General features: G+C 57.5%; 11 protein-coding genes. 7 read left to right on the forward strand and 4 right to left on the reverse strand.

The window, feature by feature from the left end; genetic code table 11:
• Window positions 1–270 precede the first annotated feature (270 nt).
• The gene (locus BMY91_RS06610) at window positions 271–474 is read right to left on the reverse strand and encodes a transcription antiterminator/RNA stability regulator CspE (protein ID WP_011773907.1); all 204 of its coding nucleotides are present in this window, start codon (window positions 472–474) and stop codon (window positions 271–273) included.
• A 739-nt stretch (window positions 475–1,213) separates the two neighbouring features.
• Between BMY91_RS06610 and BMY91_RS23090 the strand changes: the two genes are divergently transcribed.
• The 6 genes from BMY91_RS23090 to BMY91_RS06640 all read left to right on the forward strand — a co-directional run bounded on the left by BMY91_RS23090 (window position 1,214) and on the right by BMY91_RS06640 (window position 10,249).
• A complete protein-coding gene (locus tag BMY91_RS23090) occupies window positions 1,214–1,369 on the forward strand; it encodes a hypothetical protein (protein ID WP_177179858.1) in 156 nt (51 codons plus the stop codon).
• 54 nt (window positions 1,370–1,423) lie between these two features.
• A complete protein-coding gene (locus BMY91_RS06620; RefSeq protein WP_090820137.1) occupies window positions 1,424–2,668 on the forward strand; it encodes a flavin-containing monooxygenase in 1,245 nt (414 codons plus the stop codon).
• Window positions 2,669–2,968: 300 nt separating this feature from the next.
• The gene (locus tag BMY91_RS06625; RefSeq protein ID WP_143054042.1) at window positions 2,969–4,432 is read left to right on the forward strand and encodes an ATP-binding protein; all 1,464 of its coding nucleotides are present in this window, start codon (window positions 2,969–2,971) and stop codon (window positions 4,430–4,432) included.
• The gene (locus tag BMY91_RS06630) at window positions 4,425–7,196 is read left to right on the forward strand and encodes a Z1 domain-containing protein (RefSeq protein ID WP_090820143.1); all 2,772 of its coding nucleotides are present in this window, start codon (window positions 4,425–4,427) and stop codon (window positions 7,194–7,196) included. The genes BMY91_RS06625 and BMY91_RS06630 overlap by 8 nt, the downstream gene beginning before the upstream one ends.
• Window positions 7,189–8,190, forward strand: a complete 1,002-nt coding sequence (locus BMY91_RS06635) for a PD-(D/E)XK motif protein (RefSeq protein WP_177179859.1) — start codon at window positions 7,189–7,191, stop codon at window positions 8,188–8,190. The genes BMY91_RS06630 and BMY91_RS06635 overlap by 8 nt, the downstream gene beginning before the upstream one ends.
• Window positions 8,180–10,249: an AIPR family protein gene (locus BMY91_RS06640; RefSeq protein WP_090820148.1), complete on the forward strand. Its 2,070-nt coding sequence runs from the start codon at window positions 8,180–8,182 to the stop codon at window positions 10,247–10,249. Before BMY91_RS06635 ends, BMY91_RS06640 begins: the two co-directional genes overlap by 11 nt.
• On the opposite strand, the gene BMY91_RS06645 is transcribed toward BMY91_RS06640, so the two are convergent.
• Window positions 10,246–11,703 (reverse strand): DNA cytosine methyltransferase, encoded by a 1,458-nt coding sequence (locus tag BMY91_RS06645; RefSeq protein WP_256212622.1) that lies wholly within the window; start codon window positions 11,701–11,703, stop codon window positions 10,246–10,248. The two genes, BMY91_RS06640 and BMY91_RS06645, sit on opposite strands and share 4 nt — an antisense overlap.
• Window positions 11,704–12,583: 880 nt before the next feature.
• Entirely contained in the window at window positions 12,584–13,447 is an 864-nt protein-coding gene (locus tag BMY91_RS06650) for an EamA family transporter (protein ID WP_090820152.1), read from the reverse strand.
• An 87-nt stretch (window positions 13,448–13,534) separates the two neighbouring features.
• Here BMY91_RS06650 and BMY91_RS06655 point away from each other — a divergent pair, with 87 nt between their 5' ends.
• Window positions 13,535–14,038: a MarR family winged helix-turn-helix transcriptional regulator gene (locus BMY91_RS06655; protein WP_090820154.1), complete on the forward strand. Its 504-nt coding sequence runs from the start codon at window positions 13,535–13,537 to the stop codon at window positions 14,036–14,038.
• Between the two features lie 181 nt (window positions 14,039–14,219).
• Here BMY91_RS06655 and BMY91_RS06660 read toward each other — a convergent pair whose 3' ends face one another.
• A complete protein-coding gene (locus BMY91_RS06660; protein WP_256212640.1) occupies window positions 14,220–15,350 on the reverse strand; it encodes a serine hydrolase domain-containing protein in 1,131 nt (376 codons plus the stop codon).
• Window positions 15,351–15,442: the final 92 nt, after the last annotated feature.

Below are 15,442 nucleotides of genomic sequence, written 5' to 3' on the forward strand. Positions count from 1 at the left end.
AACTAGGTGCTCGGCGGGGTGATCTAGGTGCTGGAGCAGTAGGTGCTGTGCCGTTGGTGGAGTGATCGGGTTATTCATCAGGACCCCTTGCCGTGGTGATTGCTTGATCTCCACGCTACGGACGGCTGGGGGTGAATTACAGCGGCGTAATTCACTATGTGGATATATGTTCTAAAGCACTTTTCTGGACTAGTTGATATCTTCTATCAGACGGCAGACAAAAAAGCAGGGCCGGTCAATGACCGGCCCTGCTTCTTAGTTATCCGAAGACTAGATAGCCTGGATGTTTACTGCCTGGGGACCCTTGGGGCCCTGCTCGACGTCGAAGGAAACCTTCTGGTTCTCTTCGAGGGAGCGGTAGCCCGAGGAGTTGATCGCAGAGTAGTGAGCGAAAACGTCCTGGCTGCCATCTTCAGGAGAGATGAAGCCGAAGCCCTTTTCGGAGTTGAACCATTTCACGGTACCTGTAGCCATTTTTTCAGTCCTTACTGAAGGTGGAGATTCTCCCGACTTTCGGGTCTCCGGTGTGGGGTGTTCTCCACCGTTACTTCAGAAGGTCACGATCCAGAGGGACCGTGGGGACTGCCTGAACTACCAAATGCCAAACACAACAACACCGTCAAGTCTACAGAGTTCTGAGCAGATAGCTAGTGCTGGGCAATATTTATCCATCGGATGTGTTCCGGAGGGGCAAACTCAGGCATTAGGGCCGCCTTCTGCGCTGCCCTCGCAGGGCAGAACGCGAAGCTGAAATGGTGGCGGCTGCCCTGCCACATCCATCGTTCGAACCGAATATCCTGGCCCTCTCCAAGTGATCCCGAGCAAACCCGCCAGGTGACCACCACGGGAAGCCCGTCGCCTCCAACGCCGGCGTTACTGCGAATCCTCACTTTTGGTTGTGCCTTGGAGCCTGTCCTTGATCACCCAACTGGTAATTGACGGAGCGGCAGTCCCTATGAGGCACACCGTTGCCCAAAAGTTGTTCAGAAGGCCGCTGAACAGCAGAAACAGACTGAGAACGATCATCACCCACATTGTGATGTCCAGTACCCGAATCACGATTACGGTCGACATGTGCAAATCATCCCCCCAGATTCATTTCCCGAAAGCCTACGTCCTTTGAACACACGCGGCATCCTGCGGCCGCGTATCCGCGCAACTGCGGCGGAGCCCAAATAGGGTGGTCTGAGCGGATCTGAACGAGGAGCACAAGATGGCAGACAACACCGCGTTTGAACCAATTCCCCAGTTGGAAGGTCAAACGTCCATTAACGATTTCCTGCCGTCCACCCCAGCGACGACGCCCGTCGAGATCCGTGAGCCAACGGACGACGAACTTTCCGCTTTCTTCGAGGCGCAGGGCCAATAGCTAACCAACATCCGGCCGTCCCCAAACACCGTCCCCAGGCGTAAACTCCACCCCATGGGACCGACCCCGGATACGGTCATCATCGGCGCAGGCCAAGCCGGCCTCACGACGAGTTACTGGCTCACGCAACTCGGCGTCGAGCATCGAATCCTGGATCGGCGCGATTCACTGGGCGGCGCATTCCAGGACCGCTGGGACAGCTTCTACATGAACACCCCGAACTTAGCGCTGGACCTCCCTGGGATGCCGTACGACGGCGACGACCGCGACGCGTTCATCTCCAGGGACGCTGTGGTGAACCTCTTCAGGCGGTACGCCGAACTGATCTCCGCCCCAGTACACACGGGTGTCGACGTGACCCGGTTGACCTCAGCACAGAACGGTGGCTTCAACCTTGAAACGTCGCTCGGAAACCTGTGGGCCCGGAATGTGGTCCTCGCGACGGGCGCCTACCAAGTCCCCAAGATCCCCGCACTGGCCGCCAAGCTTCACGCCGGCGTCACCCAACTCCACACTCACGACTACCGCAATCCGTCGCAGCTCCCTGAGGGGGCCGCGCTCATCGTCGGCACCGGTCAGTCGGGCGGGCAGATTGCCGAGGAGCTGCACGCCGCCGGCCGCGAGGTCCACCTCTCCGTCTCCATCGTTCCCGAAGCGCCACGCCGATACCGCGGCCAAGACCTCATCTACTGGATGCTGGAAACCGGCAAACATGGCCCCGACTTCGGCGTCAACGCCCTCACCACCGAGGCGCTCCCCTCCCCCGCCTTACGCTTCGCCCCCAACCCACTGCTCTCCGGCATCGACGGCGGCCACAGCATCCACCTCCGCGAACTCGGCCGGCGCGGCATGCACCTGCACGGCCATCTGGAAACCATCGACGACGGCGACATCACCTTAAGCAACGACCTCCCCGAGCGTCTTGGCACGATTGAGTCGATCTTCGCGCAACGCTCGGGAAGGGCGATTGATGCGTACATTGCGGCGGCAGGGATCGACGCTCCGGAGCAGCCGCCTCCGCCGCCAGATGACTGGATTCCCTCAGAACAAACTGAGCTGAACATCGTCGATGCGAACATCACGTCCGTTTTGTGGGCAACCGGGTTCAAGCTCGACTTCGGTTTCGTCGACCTGCCTTTAGTCGATGAATGGGGCTACCCTCGACACTCGCAGGGGGTCACGGATATCCCCGGCCTTTACGTCGTCGGATTGCCGTGGCTAACCCGGCACTACTCAGCAATCGTCGGCGGAGTGGGGCTGGACGCGGAGTATATCGCTGAGCGAATATCCGGCCTGTGAACACCTGTTCCCGCTCAGTTGAAACGCTTAACGTGGACGAATCCATGCAAATGCCCAAACCTTCAGAGATACTCGATCTGGCCCAATCAGTAGTGGACAATTTGGCCAAATTTCGATCGCTCACCACCCGGACCAACGGTACTCGAAGCCCAGTAGCACCCTATATTCAGCCGTCCCTGCTCGACGACTGATGACCGGCCCGGTCCCCAGGAGACTGATAAAACATACTTTGCCGTTACTGCCAGCTAGTATCCAAAGTGCTGGGCAACGTTGACGGCACGAACTACAACTGGGGGGTCAGTGACAACCGAGCAAATCCTTCCGCCGGATCCGCATCTCATGGAGTCCATGCGCGCCGTCGGCTACACACTTCAGACAGCTGTTGCTGACCTCATAGACAACTCGATATCCGCCGAGGCCACCAACGTCGACATATTCTTCGGCGATCAGCCTGATCCGTACGTCGCTTTCGTCGACGATGGCAAGGGCATGACGGCTGAGGATGCCATCAAAGCGATGCGCCTAGCAGGTGCCAGCCCGATGAAGTCGAGAAATCCGAAGGACTTGGGACGCTTTGGACTCGGACTGAAGACGGCGTCGTTGTCGCAGTGCCGAGACTTGGTACTCGTTTCGAAGCACGACGGCGTCCTGTGCGGCTTCGAATGGAACATAAATCACATGATCGAACAGCAATCCTGGAGCCTCCTCGTCCTAGCTGAAGATGAATTGCAGGAGCTCCCCCGATTCAACGAACTCGCCGGACTCACTTCGGGGACGCTCGTCATTTGGCGGAACCTTGACCGGCTCGAAGCGACCGTTGGAGATCTCAGCTCGTCGTTCGATGCAGCCATGATGGATGTCAAAAGCCACTTAGCACTTGTATTCCATAGATTTCTTGCAGGCGAACACGGTCTGCGCTTCGGTATCTCGCTGAACCGCACACCGGTACAAGGCTCCGATCCCTTCCTGGAGTCCAACAAGGCGACCCAACTCGGCCCATCCGAGTCCTTCTCCGTCGACGGGGAACGAATTGACGTCCAGCCGTACACGCTGCCGCATCTAAACCTGATGACGACCGCAGAAAAGAAGCGGGCTCAAGTCGCAGGCCGGGTCAGGGACAGCCAGGGCTTCTATATCTATCGCGGCAAGCGGTTGGTCATTTGGGGTACTTGGTTCCGAATAGCACCCAAGGACGATCTAGGGAAACTCGCCAGAGTCAAAGTCGATATCCCGAACACATTGGATCACTTGTGGTCTTTGGACATTAAGAAGGCTTCAGCAGCCCCACCGCCGCAGATTCGGGACAATCTTCGCCGGATCGCGGGGCGCATCGTAGAGCCGAGCAAACGTGTCCACCTCTACCGTGGCCGCATCGTCCAAGAACAGTCCCGCACGAGTCCCGTGTGGAACGTAGTCGATGATCGGGGCACCTTCAGATATGAGATCAATCGGCAGCACCCAGCTTTGGAAATTTTGGCCGAGCAGATGAGTCCCAACGATGTGACGCAACTGTCGGCGGTGCTTTCGCTTCTGGAATCGACCTTCCCAGTTGAGGACGCGTACAACAGACTCGGCCAAGACGAGAGCCACTCACCACTTCAGCCATCCGCTCCAGAACTCGAAGGCTTGGCCTCGGCCCTTTGGAAAGCACACAAAGCAAGCGGAGGTGACTCGGAGCAGTTTGTCTCAGCTATGGCTTCGATTGAACCTTTCGCTCTCGCATCCGCCCCCGCAGAACTACTTTGGAAGGTCGTAAATGACTAGCCAGGCCGCCACCGACCCCAGTGTCATCCGCTCTCAGATGGAAAAACTTGAGACCGTGGTGAGCGCTCTGCTCAGCGATGACACATACAGCGAGTCTCACCTACACGACCAGCTGGAAAATTTCCGCCCTGTCGTAGCTCCCGACGTCTCTGACAACGACATCACAGCAGTTCACCGACGGCTTGTGAGCAAATTGAGTATCGACGTCGAGATCGGTGTCGGAATCACCGACAAGGATTTCAAGCCTTGGCTCGCGACAAAAAAGCATCACATCGAATGGACTCGGTGGCTCACCTACAAGCAATGGCTACGTAACAACAATCGTTCTCCAAGAGTCCTCGAAAAGATGGAGGAATTCACTGACGAAATCCTCGACTACGTCGGAGACCCGACGCTGCCTGGACCTTGGGACCGAAAAGGCCTAATCATCGGTGACGTGCAGTCAGGCAAAACGCAAACGTACTTGGGTCTGCTCAACAAGGCAGCCGACGCGGGCTACCGCTTGGTCGTACTTTTGGCTGGCAATACGGAGTCCCTGAGGCAGCAAACACAGATTCGTGTTGACGAAGGATTTCTGGGCAAAGATTCAAGCCGAAACGTTTCTAGGTCAGGAACGGGAACCGCCGCCGATAGGTTTGTTGGAGTCGGCCGGCTGAACAAACAATTGACGTACGCAACCGGAATGACGACAGTTGTCCAGGACTTTCTGCAAGCCAGTAAGGATGCCACCAGCATCAGCGTGTCCGAGGAATCGCCCAACCCGTTCATCTTCGTCGTCAAGAAGAACGTCCATGTCCTAAAAGCGCTCATTGACTGGACGAACGACCAGCCAAAGTCTCATGGCCGGATCGATCTGCCTCTCTTGCTCGTCGACGACGAATCAGACTACGGCTCGGTAAACACGGGCAAGGAAGACGATCCGACCAAGACGAACTTCCTAATTCGTAGGCTCCTAGGAAAGTTTTCTCGGAACTCCTATGTCGCCATTACGGCGACTCCGTTCGCCAATATCCTCATCGACCACGAGGCCGAGACTGTCAAGGACGGCGAAGTTCACCCCGACCTGTTTCCGAAGGACTTCGTCTACGGGTTGGAGGCTCCCACAAACTATGTGGGAGCCGATAAGGTCTTTGGGACCGAGGACGACATCAATGAAGTGAGCGTCATAGATCTCCACGACGTCGAGCCATTACTGCCGCTCAAGCACAAGCAGTACCATGCCATCCACGCCATCCCTGACAGCCTAAAGACTGCCATCCGCGTCTATGTTGTAGCGAACGCCATTCGTGATCTTCGAGGCCACGAAGACAAACGCCGCTCGATGCTCATCAACGTTTCTCGTTTCAAGCGAGTTCAGATGCACTTGCACGACTTGGTGAAGCATGAACTCGATAACATCAAGAATGCACTCGAAGCCCACGCCATCCTCTATACAGAGGGCGTCGAAAACCACATTATCGATGGTCTGAAGTCAACCTTCGAAACGTTCTACTCCGCTGCTGGGCCTACGTGGTCGGAAGTCTTGGCTGCGCTCCCGAGCTCAGCCAACGAAATTACTGTCAGGACATTCAACTCGGACACCGAAAAGCTCCTGAAGGAACAGCAGCAAAGCGCTGAAATGCCAAAGCGCGTCATCGCCATCGGTGGCGACGTGCTCAGCCGCGGCCTCACCCTCGAAGGCCTCATGGTGAGTTACTACTACCGAAACGTCCGTGCAGCCGACACCATGATGCAGATGGCTCGTTGGTTCGGTTATCGGGACGAATACGAAGACCTCTGCCGCATCTGGATCGATCCTGGAGTCGCAGCAGATTACCGGTTTATCGCTGACGCTGTAGCTGAACTACGTTCGGATCTGAAACTCATGCAGCGCCAGTCATTGACCCCCCTGGATTTCGGGCTGTCTATCCGCATGCATCCTGGAGCACTTCTGATCACGGCAAAAAATAAGTCCAAGTCGGCCGCAGTGGAGCCTAAGGTCATCAGCCTTATCGGGCGGCGCATTGAAACCTCACGGCTCGACCCGAGAAAAACGACCATAAAGGAAAACAGGGATGCTGCCATCGCTCTGGCTGAGGCACTCGTCGGAACGTTTGGCCGGCCCGGTCAAACCCAACGTGGCTACCCGCGTTTCACTGACGTCCCGCAAAGCTTGGTCGGCGCCTTCCTTGACGAATACACAGCACACAGGATGGACGAACTGTTCTACGGCAACGCCATCAGCAAGTTTGTGAAGAACAACAAGACGGCCAAGTTCTCGAAGTGGGATGTAGTCTTCGTCAACGGTACAAAGACGGTCGATTCCGAAGAATCGTTTGGCGGTGTGAAGATCCATCCACCGACCCGAACTATGACCGTGGGAGCCGCTGACGAACTGCTCGTGTCAGGAAAAAGTAGCAGGCTGGCAGGTAGCGACGACCTCAGAAAAATACTCGACACCGCCACCGATGACTCTCTTACCGAAGGCTTCAAGCAGGAGTACCCGGGAAAGCAAGTCCCAGAATCAGCAATCTACGAGCACCTTCCGAGGCCAACCTTGCTTGTCTATGTTCTGGTGCCTAACTTCAAGGAATTGCCAGAAAAGGATCGTAAAAAAGTCGCGAACATTGAACAAGAGCAAATCGTTGGCATCAAGCTGGCGTTTCCGGGGAACCGCCTCGACGTCAACAACCGCGACGGCGACGTTCGCTACCTCATCAACACTGTCGCTCAGCAACAGTGGTTCGTAGAGTACTCCGGCACTGACGAGGATGACGATGTCTAATCCCATCGAAGCCACATGGTTGAGCGCCATCGAGCAACGGCTTCCCAAAACACTTGAAGTCGATCCGGATCTCGATCTTCGCCTCGTCTGTGGCACTGACCAAGCTGGACAACCGATGTTCTGTTCCATCAGCAGCCTCAAGCCGGCTATTCCGGAGCTGTCAGATGCCGTTGATGTGACACGCACTCAGAGAAGCATTGACGGCCATTGGGTACTCCTGCTTACGCTCAAGGCACCCAGATTTACAGACGTCTTCGTCCAGCTCTGCGCGCATATCGTGGATCGTGTCTCCGAGACCAGCTCTGAAGCCCAAGGGCTTGCAGCCTTCATTGCCAGTGTTGAGGAGTGGCGGACCCTCCTTCGGGCTCCGGCGAGTCAGCGGCTCTCTTTGGAAGCTGCGCGGGGCCTTTTCGGCGAACTTTGGGTCGGCTTCTCGAACCTAGTGCCAGATTGCTCCATCCGCCACGTAATGGATGCATGGCGTGGGCCGTTCCAAAGTGACCAAGACTTTCAGTTCCCTGGCGGGCCGTTGATTGAGGTGAAAACTGTTCACAGTCACGCTCGACGCATTCAGATTTCCTCGGAGAACCAGCTCAATCGCCTGCCGGATGAGCGCCTCTTCGTCTGCGTCGTGGCCGCTGATGACGCCATGACAGAGACCCCAGGGGCGCTGACGATTCCTGCGCTCCTCGACCGAACGGACCGACTTCTGCAAGATGCTGGCGTTGCGCAGTCTGAACTTGTGAAACGTCTCGCCGAACTCCGTTTCGATCGAACCGACGACGTCTACGCCGACATGCACTTCCTGCCGACAGGCGTTCGATATCTGGAAGTAGCTGAGTCCTTTCCGCGGATCGAGCCCAGCATGCTTCCAGCAGGCGTCAACCGCGTCTCCTACTCCCTGGATCTGGCGGATCTAGCGCCCTTTGAATGCGATTATTCACAGCTGGGGCTACCTACAGCAGAACTGAAGGTTTCGTCGAATGAATCTTGATGATTTCTACTTGGACCTGCAGAACACGGTCAACGCGCGCGCAGCAGTCGATAACGACTACACCTCTATGGCCTTCATGGCAGAGGTGTCGGAACGCTTCGCCGAAGCCGGTGAAGTTGAAGACTTTACGGTGATGCAGTTTGAAGGGTCTGGTCAACGCAACAAAAAGCTTGCCGTCAACGCGTACGATCTGGACGATGCCGACGAATCGGTCTCACTCGCCGTTCTTCTGCACTCGAACTCCGACTCCATCGACGTGGTCACTGCTACCGACGCCAAAAAACGTCTATCAGCACTCGAGAACTTTCTATCGGAAGCAGTTTCCGGACACTTCACGGCTGGCAGAGAAGAAAGCTCAGCCGCATATCAGCTCGCAACAGACCTCCACCACCGGGGACGAGCGGTCTCGCGTTACCGTCTTTACCTCGTCACCAATGGCCGACTCAGCGACCGTATCAAGGGAGTCCCATCGTCGACTCTTAACGGGGTCCCCATAGATTTCCACCTCTGGGACCTGCAAAGACTCCACCAAGTTCAGGAGTCCCAACAAGGCCGTGAAGCCCTCGAGATCAACTTGACGAAGTGGGTACCGGAGGGGCTGCCAATACTAGAAATTAGCGGTGATTCGACGGATTTCGCTACGTATATGGCTGCCGTCCCCGGCGCCCTCGTTGCCGACCTGTATGCGCAGTACGGAAGCAGACTTCTCGAAGGGAACGTCCGATCTTTTCTAAGCGGGCGGGGCAAGGTCAATAAGGGTATCAAGACGACCATTCTGTCCGAACCTGAGATGTTCATGGCGTACAACAACGGCATCACCGCCACCGCCACGGGCCTAACACGGACTTCGGATGGGCTCAGAGCAACGTCCCTCGTTGACCTCCAGATTGTGAACGGTGGACAGACCACTGCTTCGCTGTTCTACGTGGCGAGGGAAAACGCCAAAGGCTCGGTACTCAGTGACGTGTTCGTGCCGATGAAACTCGTGGTCGTAGACCCGGAGAAGGCCGTTGACCTCGTTCCAAAGATCTCGCGCTTCGCCAACAGCCAGAACCGCGTCAGCGAGGCAGACTTCTTCTCAAATAGCCCGTTCCATATTCGGCTGGAAGAGCTCTCGCGAAGGTTGCTCGTCCCTGCTCGCCCTGGCGTCAACTACCACACTAAGTGGTACTACGAGCGGACCCGCGGCCAGTACCTCAACGAAAAAAATAAGCTCTCCGCTACCGATGCGACCAAGTTTGCGGCCACCTATCCGCGAAGCCAGGTTTTCACCAAGACAGACGCGGCAAAGTATGCGGTTTCATGGGATCAAAAACCATATGTCGTTAGTGCCGGTGCACAAAAGAACTTTGTGGCTTTCGCCGAAGGTATCGCTAGGATATGGGAGACTTCCAACGAAGAAATCAACGAACAGTATTTCCGGGACCTCGTCGCCAAAGCGATCATGTACGAGGAAATCCGACGTTCTGTTGCCAAGGCAGACTGGTACGACAAGGGCTATTTGGCGAATATCGTCACATACACGATGGCAAAGTTGGCCTTCGAAATTGGCAGGCAGGCCCCCGGAAAGCACCTCAACTTCGCGGCCATTTGGCAGCAACAAACGTTGACCGAGGCCATGACGACGACTGCGCTCTCAGTCGGAAAACTCGTGTCCGGCTCCCTCACGTCACCGACTCGCCGCGTCGCGAACGTAACCGAATGGGCCAAGTCGGCGACATGCTGGGAGACAGTGAGAGCCGCGCCATTCGATTTGCCACAGAGCTTCACGAAGGAGCTCATCGATTCGTCCGTCCGAGCGGAGGCCAAGACCACATCCAAGGCTACTCAGAAGATAGACAACGGCATTGACATACAGACGCAAGTCTTGTCGACCACCAAGGCGGAGTGGGAGAGCCTGCGCACGTTCGCCATCGCCAATCGCGTCGCGGGGCCTACGGATATTGGCATCCTCGATTTGGTAACCGGCCGTAAGAACGGATTCCCATCAGTGCGTCAAAGCGTCCGCCTTGTCGCGACCCTACACAAAGCAAGAGAGAGAGGATTCTCGGACTTCTAGTCTTCGCTCACATCCTCAGTTCCATCGAGACGCAGGGTTTCGACCACCTTCTCTGCAATGAGCCTGGCCAAGAGTGGTGGGACCGCGTTTCCGACTTGGTGGAACTGCATTGTCCGCGAGCCTTCGAAGAAATAGTTATCGGGAAACGTCTGCAGCCTTGCAGCTTCGCGCACCGTCAAACTTCGCATCTGGCACTCGTCTGGATGAATATAGTAATGCCCATCTTTGGATATGTGCGAGACGATTGTCGTCGATGGTTCGTTCCACACCTGAACCCGGAATCGATCCAGGAACGGTGTGTTGTCTCCGCCGATGTTCTTGTGGTTGGGCTCAAGGCCTTCAGGCAGGTCCGCGAATTTGGGGCTCTTACCCAGTTCCTCGGCCTTCCACGCAAGGTGTGCGTAACGCTCAATATCCGATTCCATATGGCTACGGGACTCATGCTGCAGCGGCGACACCAAAGCATCGTCTTCAATCCACTTTCGATATCTAATAACAGCAGCGCGGCGGCCATCTTCCTGCACCTGCTGCCCCACTTGGTCCGGGCCCGAATCAGCCGATGCAGACGCGACTTCAGCAGAACGCTGATCGCGACGGCCGAGAGCACGTTTCCGAAGGGTGTCCCAATTCTCTTGGCTGTCATGACGCTTCGGCGAGATCTTTGAACGCAGGAACGGCAGATCTGCAATGGCATCTTTGACCGTAACTCTAGAACTCGGTTCTAGGACGGCGCGGTTGGTTCTCTCGACAACGTCTGATCTGACTCCTAACAGAATGACACGGTGACGTTTCTGTGGAATGCCATAATCTTCTGCGGGGATCACGAAGTCTTTCGGAGAGAGTGTTCCGCTCTTCCTATCGATTACAAGTGAACGGACTTCGTACGTCAGGGAAGAACTCGGATGTTGCAGATCGTGCAGAATCTGGCCAAACATTCCGACGCCATGATTAGTAGAGGAGAGCAAGCCTTTCACGTTTTCCATCACAAAGAGAGCAGGGGCAAATTGCTTGATGATGTCTAGATATTCTTCATAGAGGAAGTGTTTTTTATCGAAGGCAAATTGCTTGTCATTCGTCCGACGGGACCGTCCTGCAAGTGAGTAGGCTTGGCAGGGCGGCCCCCCGATAAGTACCCAGTCTCCGTCAGAGTTATTGGATGCAGCTGCCAGTGCATCCTTAATCTTTTGCGCGACATCCTCGCGAGTTGCCTCACTAAGTTCAATCTCGTGTACATGGGCCGTCGCAACCTCAAGAGCAGCGGCAACTCTAGGCTCTTGCTTAAAGTCCTCCCAAGACTTCGACCCCGAAATGTACTTGTAGTACGACTCCGGCACCCCACCGTTTCGCTTGAGGTGCCTGAAGACCGATCGAAGCGTCAGCGTTGCAACTGCGTTCGGCTCCATCTCGAAGGATCCAACTGTTTGAAAGATCGGGTCGCCGTCTTCCTCACCCATGCTGGAGAATCCTTCGTTGAGACCTCCAGGACCGGCAAACAGGTCTATCACTGGGATGGGGGTTCGCATTTCTCCCCGGATTTCGTCACTCATAGTCTGACCAGGTTACCAAGTCCTGGCCGGGAACCGCGCATCGAACTGGCGCCAAATGAGAAGGCCAGCCGACGTCACATATCGCGGTGAGAACTTGGCCCAAGTGGGAGACCCCTAAGTTGTCCAGCAGGATCATAACTACTCCTCGTAAAGAACGCCTTTGCATTGACCAGTCCAGAGTGCACCCCGGGGCTTCATGCACGGGCAGAAGCAGCCGATCTAGGTGGCGAGACGACCCAAATTAGGAGGTGAACAGCCAACATGTGAGTGATCGCTAGGCTCGTCTAGGTGTTCCACTTCAAGACCTCGTCGCAATGAAGTCCGACCCAGCCCGTAGCGGCGATCTCCCGACACGTAGATTCAAAGGTATCCGCCCCCTAGTACTGGAAAATGCCTATGGAACGACCCAGCGAACGCCGATTTCCTAGCGCCACTTGCAAATACTGAGCATCAGCACCTCCGAGAACTCCCGATGGTCTGGTGTCACCAATCCCCTTCCACGGATCGGACGGCCTAACTAGGCTCCCAGTGACGGCACCCCGGCCCCTATGCAACGAGGTAAACCGGCATATTCGGCATTACTCCCACACTGTCAGAAGCCAGCCTCAAATCCCCGCGGCACCATGCGGGCGGGACAGTACCTCCAAGCAAGTGCTATTGGGATACATCTCCGAGCCCAAACGACGTCATGAGCAGCGTAGGCGCACCGCGGGCGCGTATCACCTTTGCGGGTTATCTCAGCGATTTGGTTTCACCTGAACCTGTTCGCCCTTGGGAAGCGCAAGGCCTACCGCAGCAGCCCCGCCCCTTGCACCAACCCCACAGCCCCCAGCACCAACACCGCGCCCACAATCTGCCACCCCGACAACGCCTCCCCCAGGAACACGAACCCCAGCACCGTCGCCACAAGCGGGCTCAGGAATCCCAGGAACGAGACCACCATCGTGGGCAATCGCTGGATCCCCCGGAACCACACCGCGTAAGCCGCCAAGGCGCCAATCACGCTCAAGTAAGCAAAGCCCGCCACATTAGGCAAAGAAACCGCTCCCGGCAGCCCCTCCACCACCAGAGCCACCGGCAGGAGCATGACTCCACCCATCGCTAACTGCAGGCCGGTAAACCCAAGCAGCCCCACGCCGTCGGGCTTTCCCCAGCGTTTGGTGAGGACGATGCCCGCCGCCATGCTGAGCGCCCCCGCCATCCCGGCCAGCACACCCACGAAAGTAAGCGTCGCGTCGGACCGCAGGACGAGCAAGCCAACACCGCCTGCTCCCACCGCGCAGGCAACCACGTGCATCAGGCGGATCCTCTCCCCCAGAAGAAGCACGCCCAGGAAGAGTACGAACAGCGGCTGCACGGACATCACCAGTGCGGCGAGCCCACCGGGTAGCTGGTACGCGGTGAAGAACAGCAGGAAGAAGAACAGCCCAATATTGAGCGCGCCCAGCGCCGCTGCTTTGAACCACCAACTCCCCCGCGGCCACGTCCGGGTAGCCAGCATCAACACGAGCCCCGCCGGCAGGGCCCGAACGGTTGCGGCGAGGAGTGGTCGGTCGGCGGGGAGAAACTCGGTGGTCACCAGATACGTTGAGCCCCACACCATCGGTGCCAGGGCGGTGATGAAGAGGTCGCGAGGGGACGCTTTAATCATTGTTCATTTTCATATATTTCGATGTCGAACTATTTGATGTAAGACAATGTAGGTGCTGTACTGTTTGAGGTCAAGCATGGGAGGACAATGGACCGCGACGCAGTAGATCTGATTCTTGAACAGTGGAACAAGCAGCGGCCCGACGTGGACGTCAGCTCCATGGGCGTTCTGGGCCGGCTGAACAGGGCCAGCCGCCTGGCCTCACTTGACGTGCAGAAGTTCATGAACCGGTTCGGGTTGGAACCGTGGGAGTTCGATGTCCTGGCAACGCTCCGCAGATCGGCCGCCGAAGCTCCGCTCACACCCGGGCGGTTGGCCAGCCTCACCATGATCGGTTCCGCGGCCATGACCAACCGCGTGGACAGGCTCGTCACCCGCGGGCTCGTTCACAGGGAGACCAACCCGGAAAACCGTCGGCAACTGCTGATCAGCCTCACCCCCGAGGGTCGCACCTTGGTGGACGAGGTGGTGGAGCACCACGTGGAAAATCAGCAACGGATGCTCGAAGGACTCTCCAAGACCGAGCGCACACAGCTCGCCAACCTTTTGCGCAAGTTCTTGCTGACAAACGACGACGGCGAACCCTCCTAAGCGGGTAGGCGCAACCGGAGTCCGCGCTGACCTGCAGTTCGGCACCCAAAGGAAGCACCCTAGGAGGCACCCGGAGGATGAGCCCAACAAAAGCGCCCCTCGAGGTGAGATCGCCAGGGAAGTCCCTACCGCCGTCGTCGGCAACATCAACGCCGGTTCCCAAAGCAGAGGTGACCCACCGCTACCGGCACAGCAGGTCCTGAGCCTCCATGAGCGCGGACAGTATTTGGCTGCTCATCAGATCGCGTTCGTCCTGCATGTCCGGGTTCTCCTGCGGGGACGGGAGCGGGGCGGGGGCCAAAGTCATGGTTGCTTGGTAACGTCCATCGGCGGAACTGAGCGCGATAGTCCGGAAATCGAGGAAACCGCCCCTGGCGAAGAAGCGCGGGGCACCGCTGCAATCCGGTGACCACTTGAACATCCCCAACGCAAAGGGGCCGATCACCGCCGTCTGCATCTGGGCCAGCGCATTGGCAGAGATGAGCCAGCCGCCGAAGAGAGCAGCCATGAAGTCGTTGATGTCGGACATGGTGGACACGACGCCGTGGGACGGGGAACCGAGCTGTTCCAGGGTAGGGCTGCCGGTGACGCGTTTGCCGCGGATGGTGATGTAGCCCGTGATGAGGTCGGGGGCGTCCGAGAGCTCCTGGTCGATGGTTGTATGAGTCAGCCCCAGGGGGTTGATGATGTCGTCGCGAAGTATCTGCGGGTACCCCTTGCCGCGGAACCTCTCCAGGATCAGGCCCAGCGCCAGGTAATTGGAGTCCGAGTAGTGGAACAACCCGACAGTTCTTTCATCCCACGGCAGGGTGCTGGCGATCTTGAGACCTTGCAGCGGGGTCAGCCTCTGATTGGATGCGGACACCACGTCATCCACGCTTCGGAACAGCGCGTCTCCGTAGGAGGGCATCCCGGAGGTGTGGTCGAGCAGCTGCCGCACCGTGATTGGGCCGGGAGGCTTCAGCCCAGCCCCGAAGCTTTCCAAAAGGCCGTTAACAGGATCATCAAGGGCGATCAGACCGTCATCCACAAGTTTCAGCACGGAGACCGCCGTCATGGTCTTGGTGACGCTTGCAACCGGTACCCGATCCCCTGGCTGGGCCGGCTGCTTGGTTTCCAGGTCGCGGACCCCATAGGCCTTGGACCATTCACCGCCCGGCCACCGCACCTGCGCGAGGACTGCCAGAGCATCCTGATCCATGAACTCCTGCATCGCATAGTCGAGGGAGGCCATGGCATCAGCCTCGATAGAGGGCGGCAAGGGGGCCGGGTCCAGGGCTGTGCAACCCGCCAAAGCCGCGACGGCCAGCATTGCGGTCAATCGCACTAGGCGGGCCCGGCGGTTCATCGACTCACCAACTTTGACGGAAGTCAGACCTTGGAGCCAGCGCCCGTTCCGCCCGG

Source organism: Arthrobacter sp. yr096 (assembly GCF_900108925.1).
GTDB lineage: Bacteria > Actinomycetota > Actinomycetes > Actinomycetales > Micrococcaceae > Arthrobacter.

Excerpts from the sequence above, each read along its gene's own strand:
- BMY91_RS06610 (WP_011773907.1), bottom strand. The coding sequence starts at position 474 with ATGGCTACAGGTACCGTGAAATGGTTCAACTCCGAAAAGGGCTTCGGC.
- BMY91_RS23090 (WP_177179858.1), top strand. The coding sequence starts at position 1,214 with ATGGCAGACAACACCGCGTTTGAACCAATTCCCCAGTTGGAAGGTCAA.
- BMY91_RS06620 (WP_090820137.1), top strand. The coding sequence starts at position 1,424 with ATGGGACCGACCCCGGATACGGTCATCATCGGCGCAGGCCAAGCCGGC.
- BMY91_RS06630 (WP_090820143.1), top strand. The coding sequence starts at position 4,425 with ATGACTAGCCAGGCCGCCACCGACCCCAGTGTCATCCGCTCTCAGATG.
- BMY91_RS06635 (WP_177179859.1), top strand. The coding sequence starts at position 7,189 with ATGTCTAATCCCATCGAAGCCACATGGTTGAGCGCCATCGAGCAACGG.
- BMY91_RS06640 (WP_090820148.1), top strand. The coding sequence starts at position 8,180 with ATGAATCTTGATGATTTCTACTTGGACCTGCAGAACACGGTCAACGCG.
- BMY91_RS06645 (WP_256212622.1), bottom strand. The coding sequence starts at position 11,703 with ATGGGTGAGGAAGACGGCGACCCGATCTTTCAAACAGTTGGATCCTTC.
- BMY91_RS06650 (WP_090820152.1), bottom strand. The coding sequence starts at position 13,447 with ATGATTAAAGCGTCCCCTCGCGACCTCTTCATCACCGCCCTGGCACCG.
- BMY91_RS06655 (WP_090820154.1), top strand. The coding sequence starts at position 13,535 with ATGGACCGCGACGCAGTAGATCTGATTCTTGAACAGTGGAACAAGCAG.
- BMY91_RS06660 (WP_256212640.1), bottom strand. The coding sequence starts at position 15,350 with ATGCTGGCCGTCGCGGCTTTGGCGGGTTGCACAGCCCTGGACCCGGCC.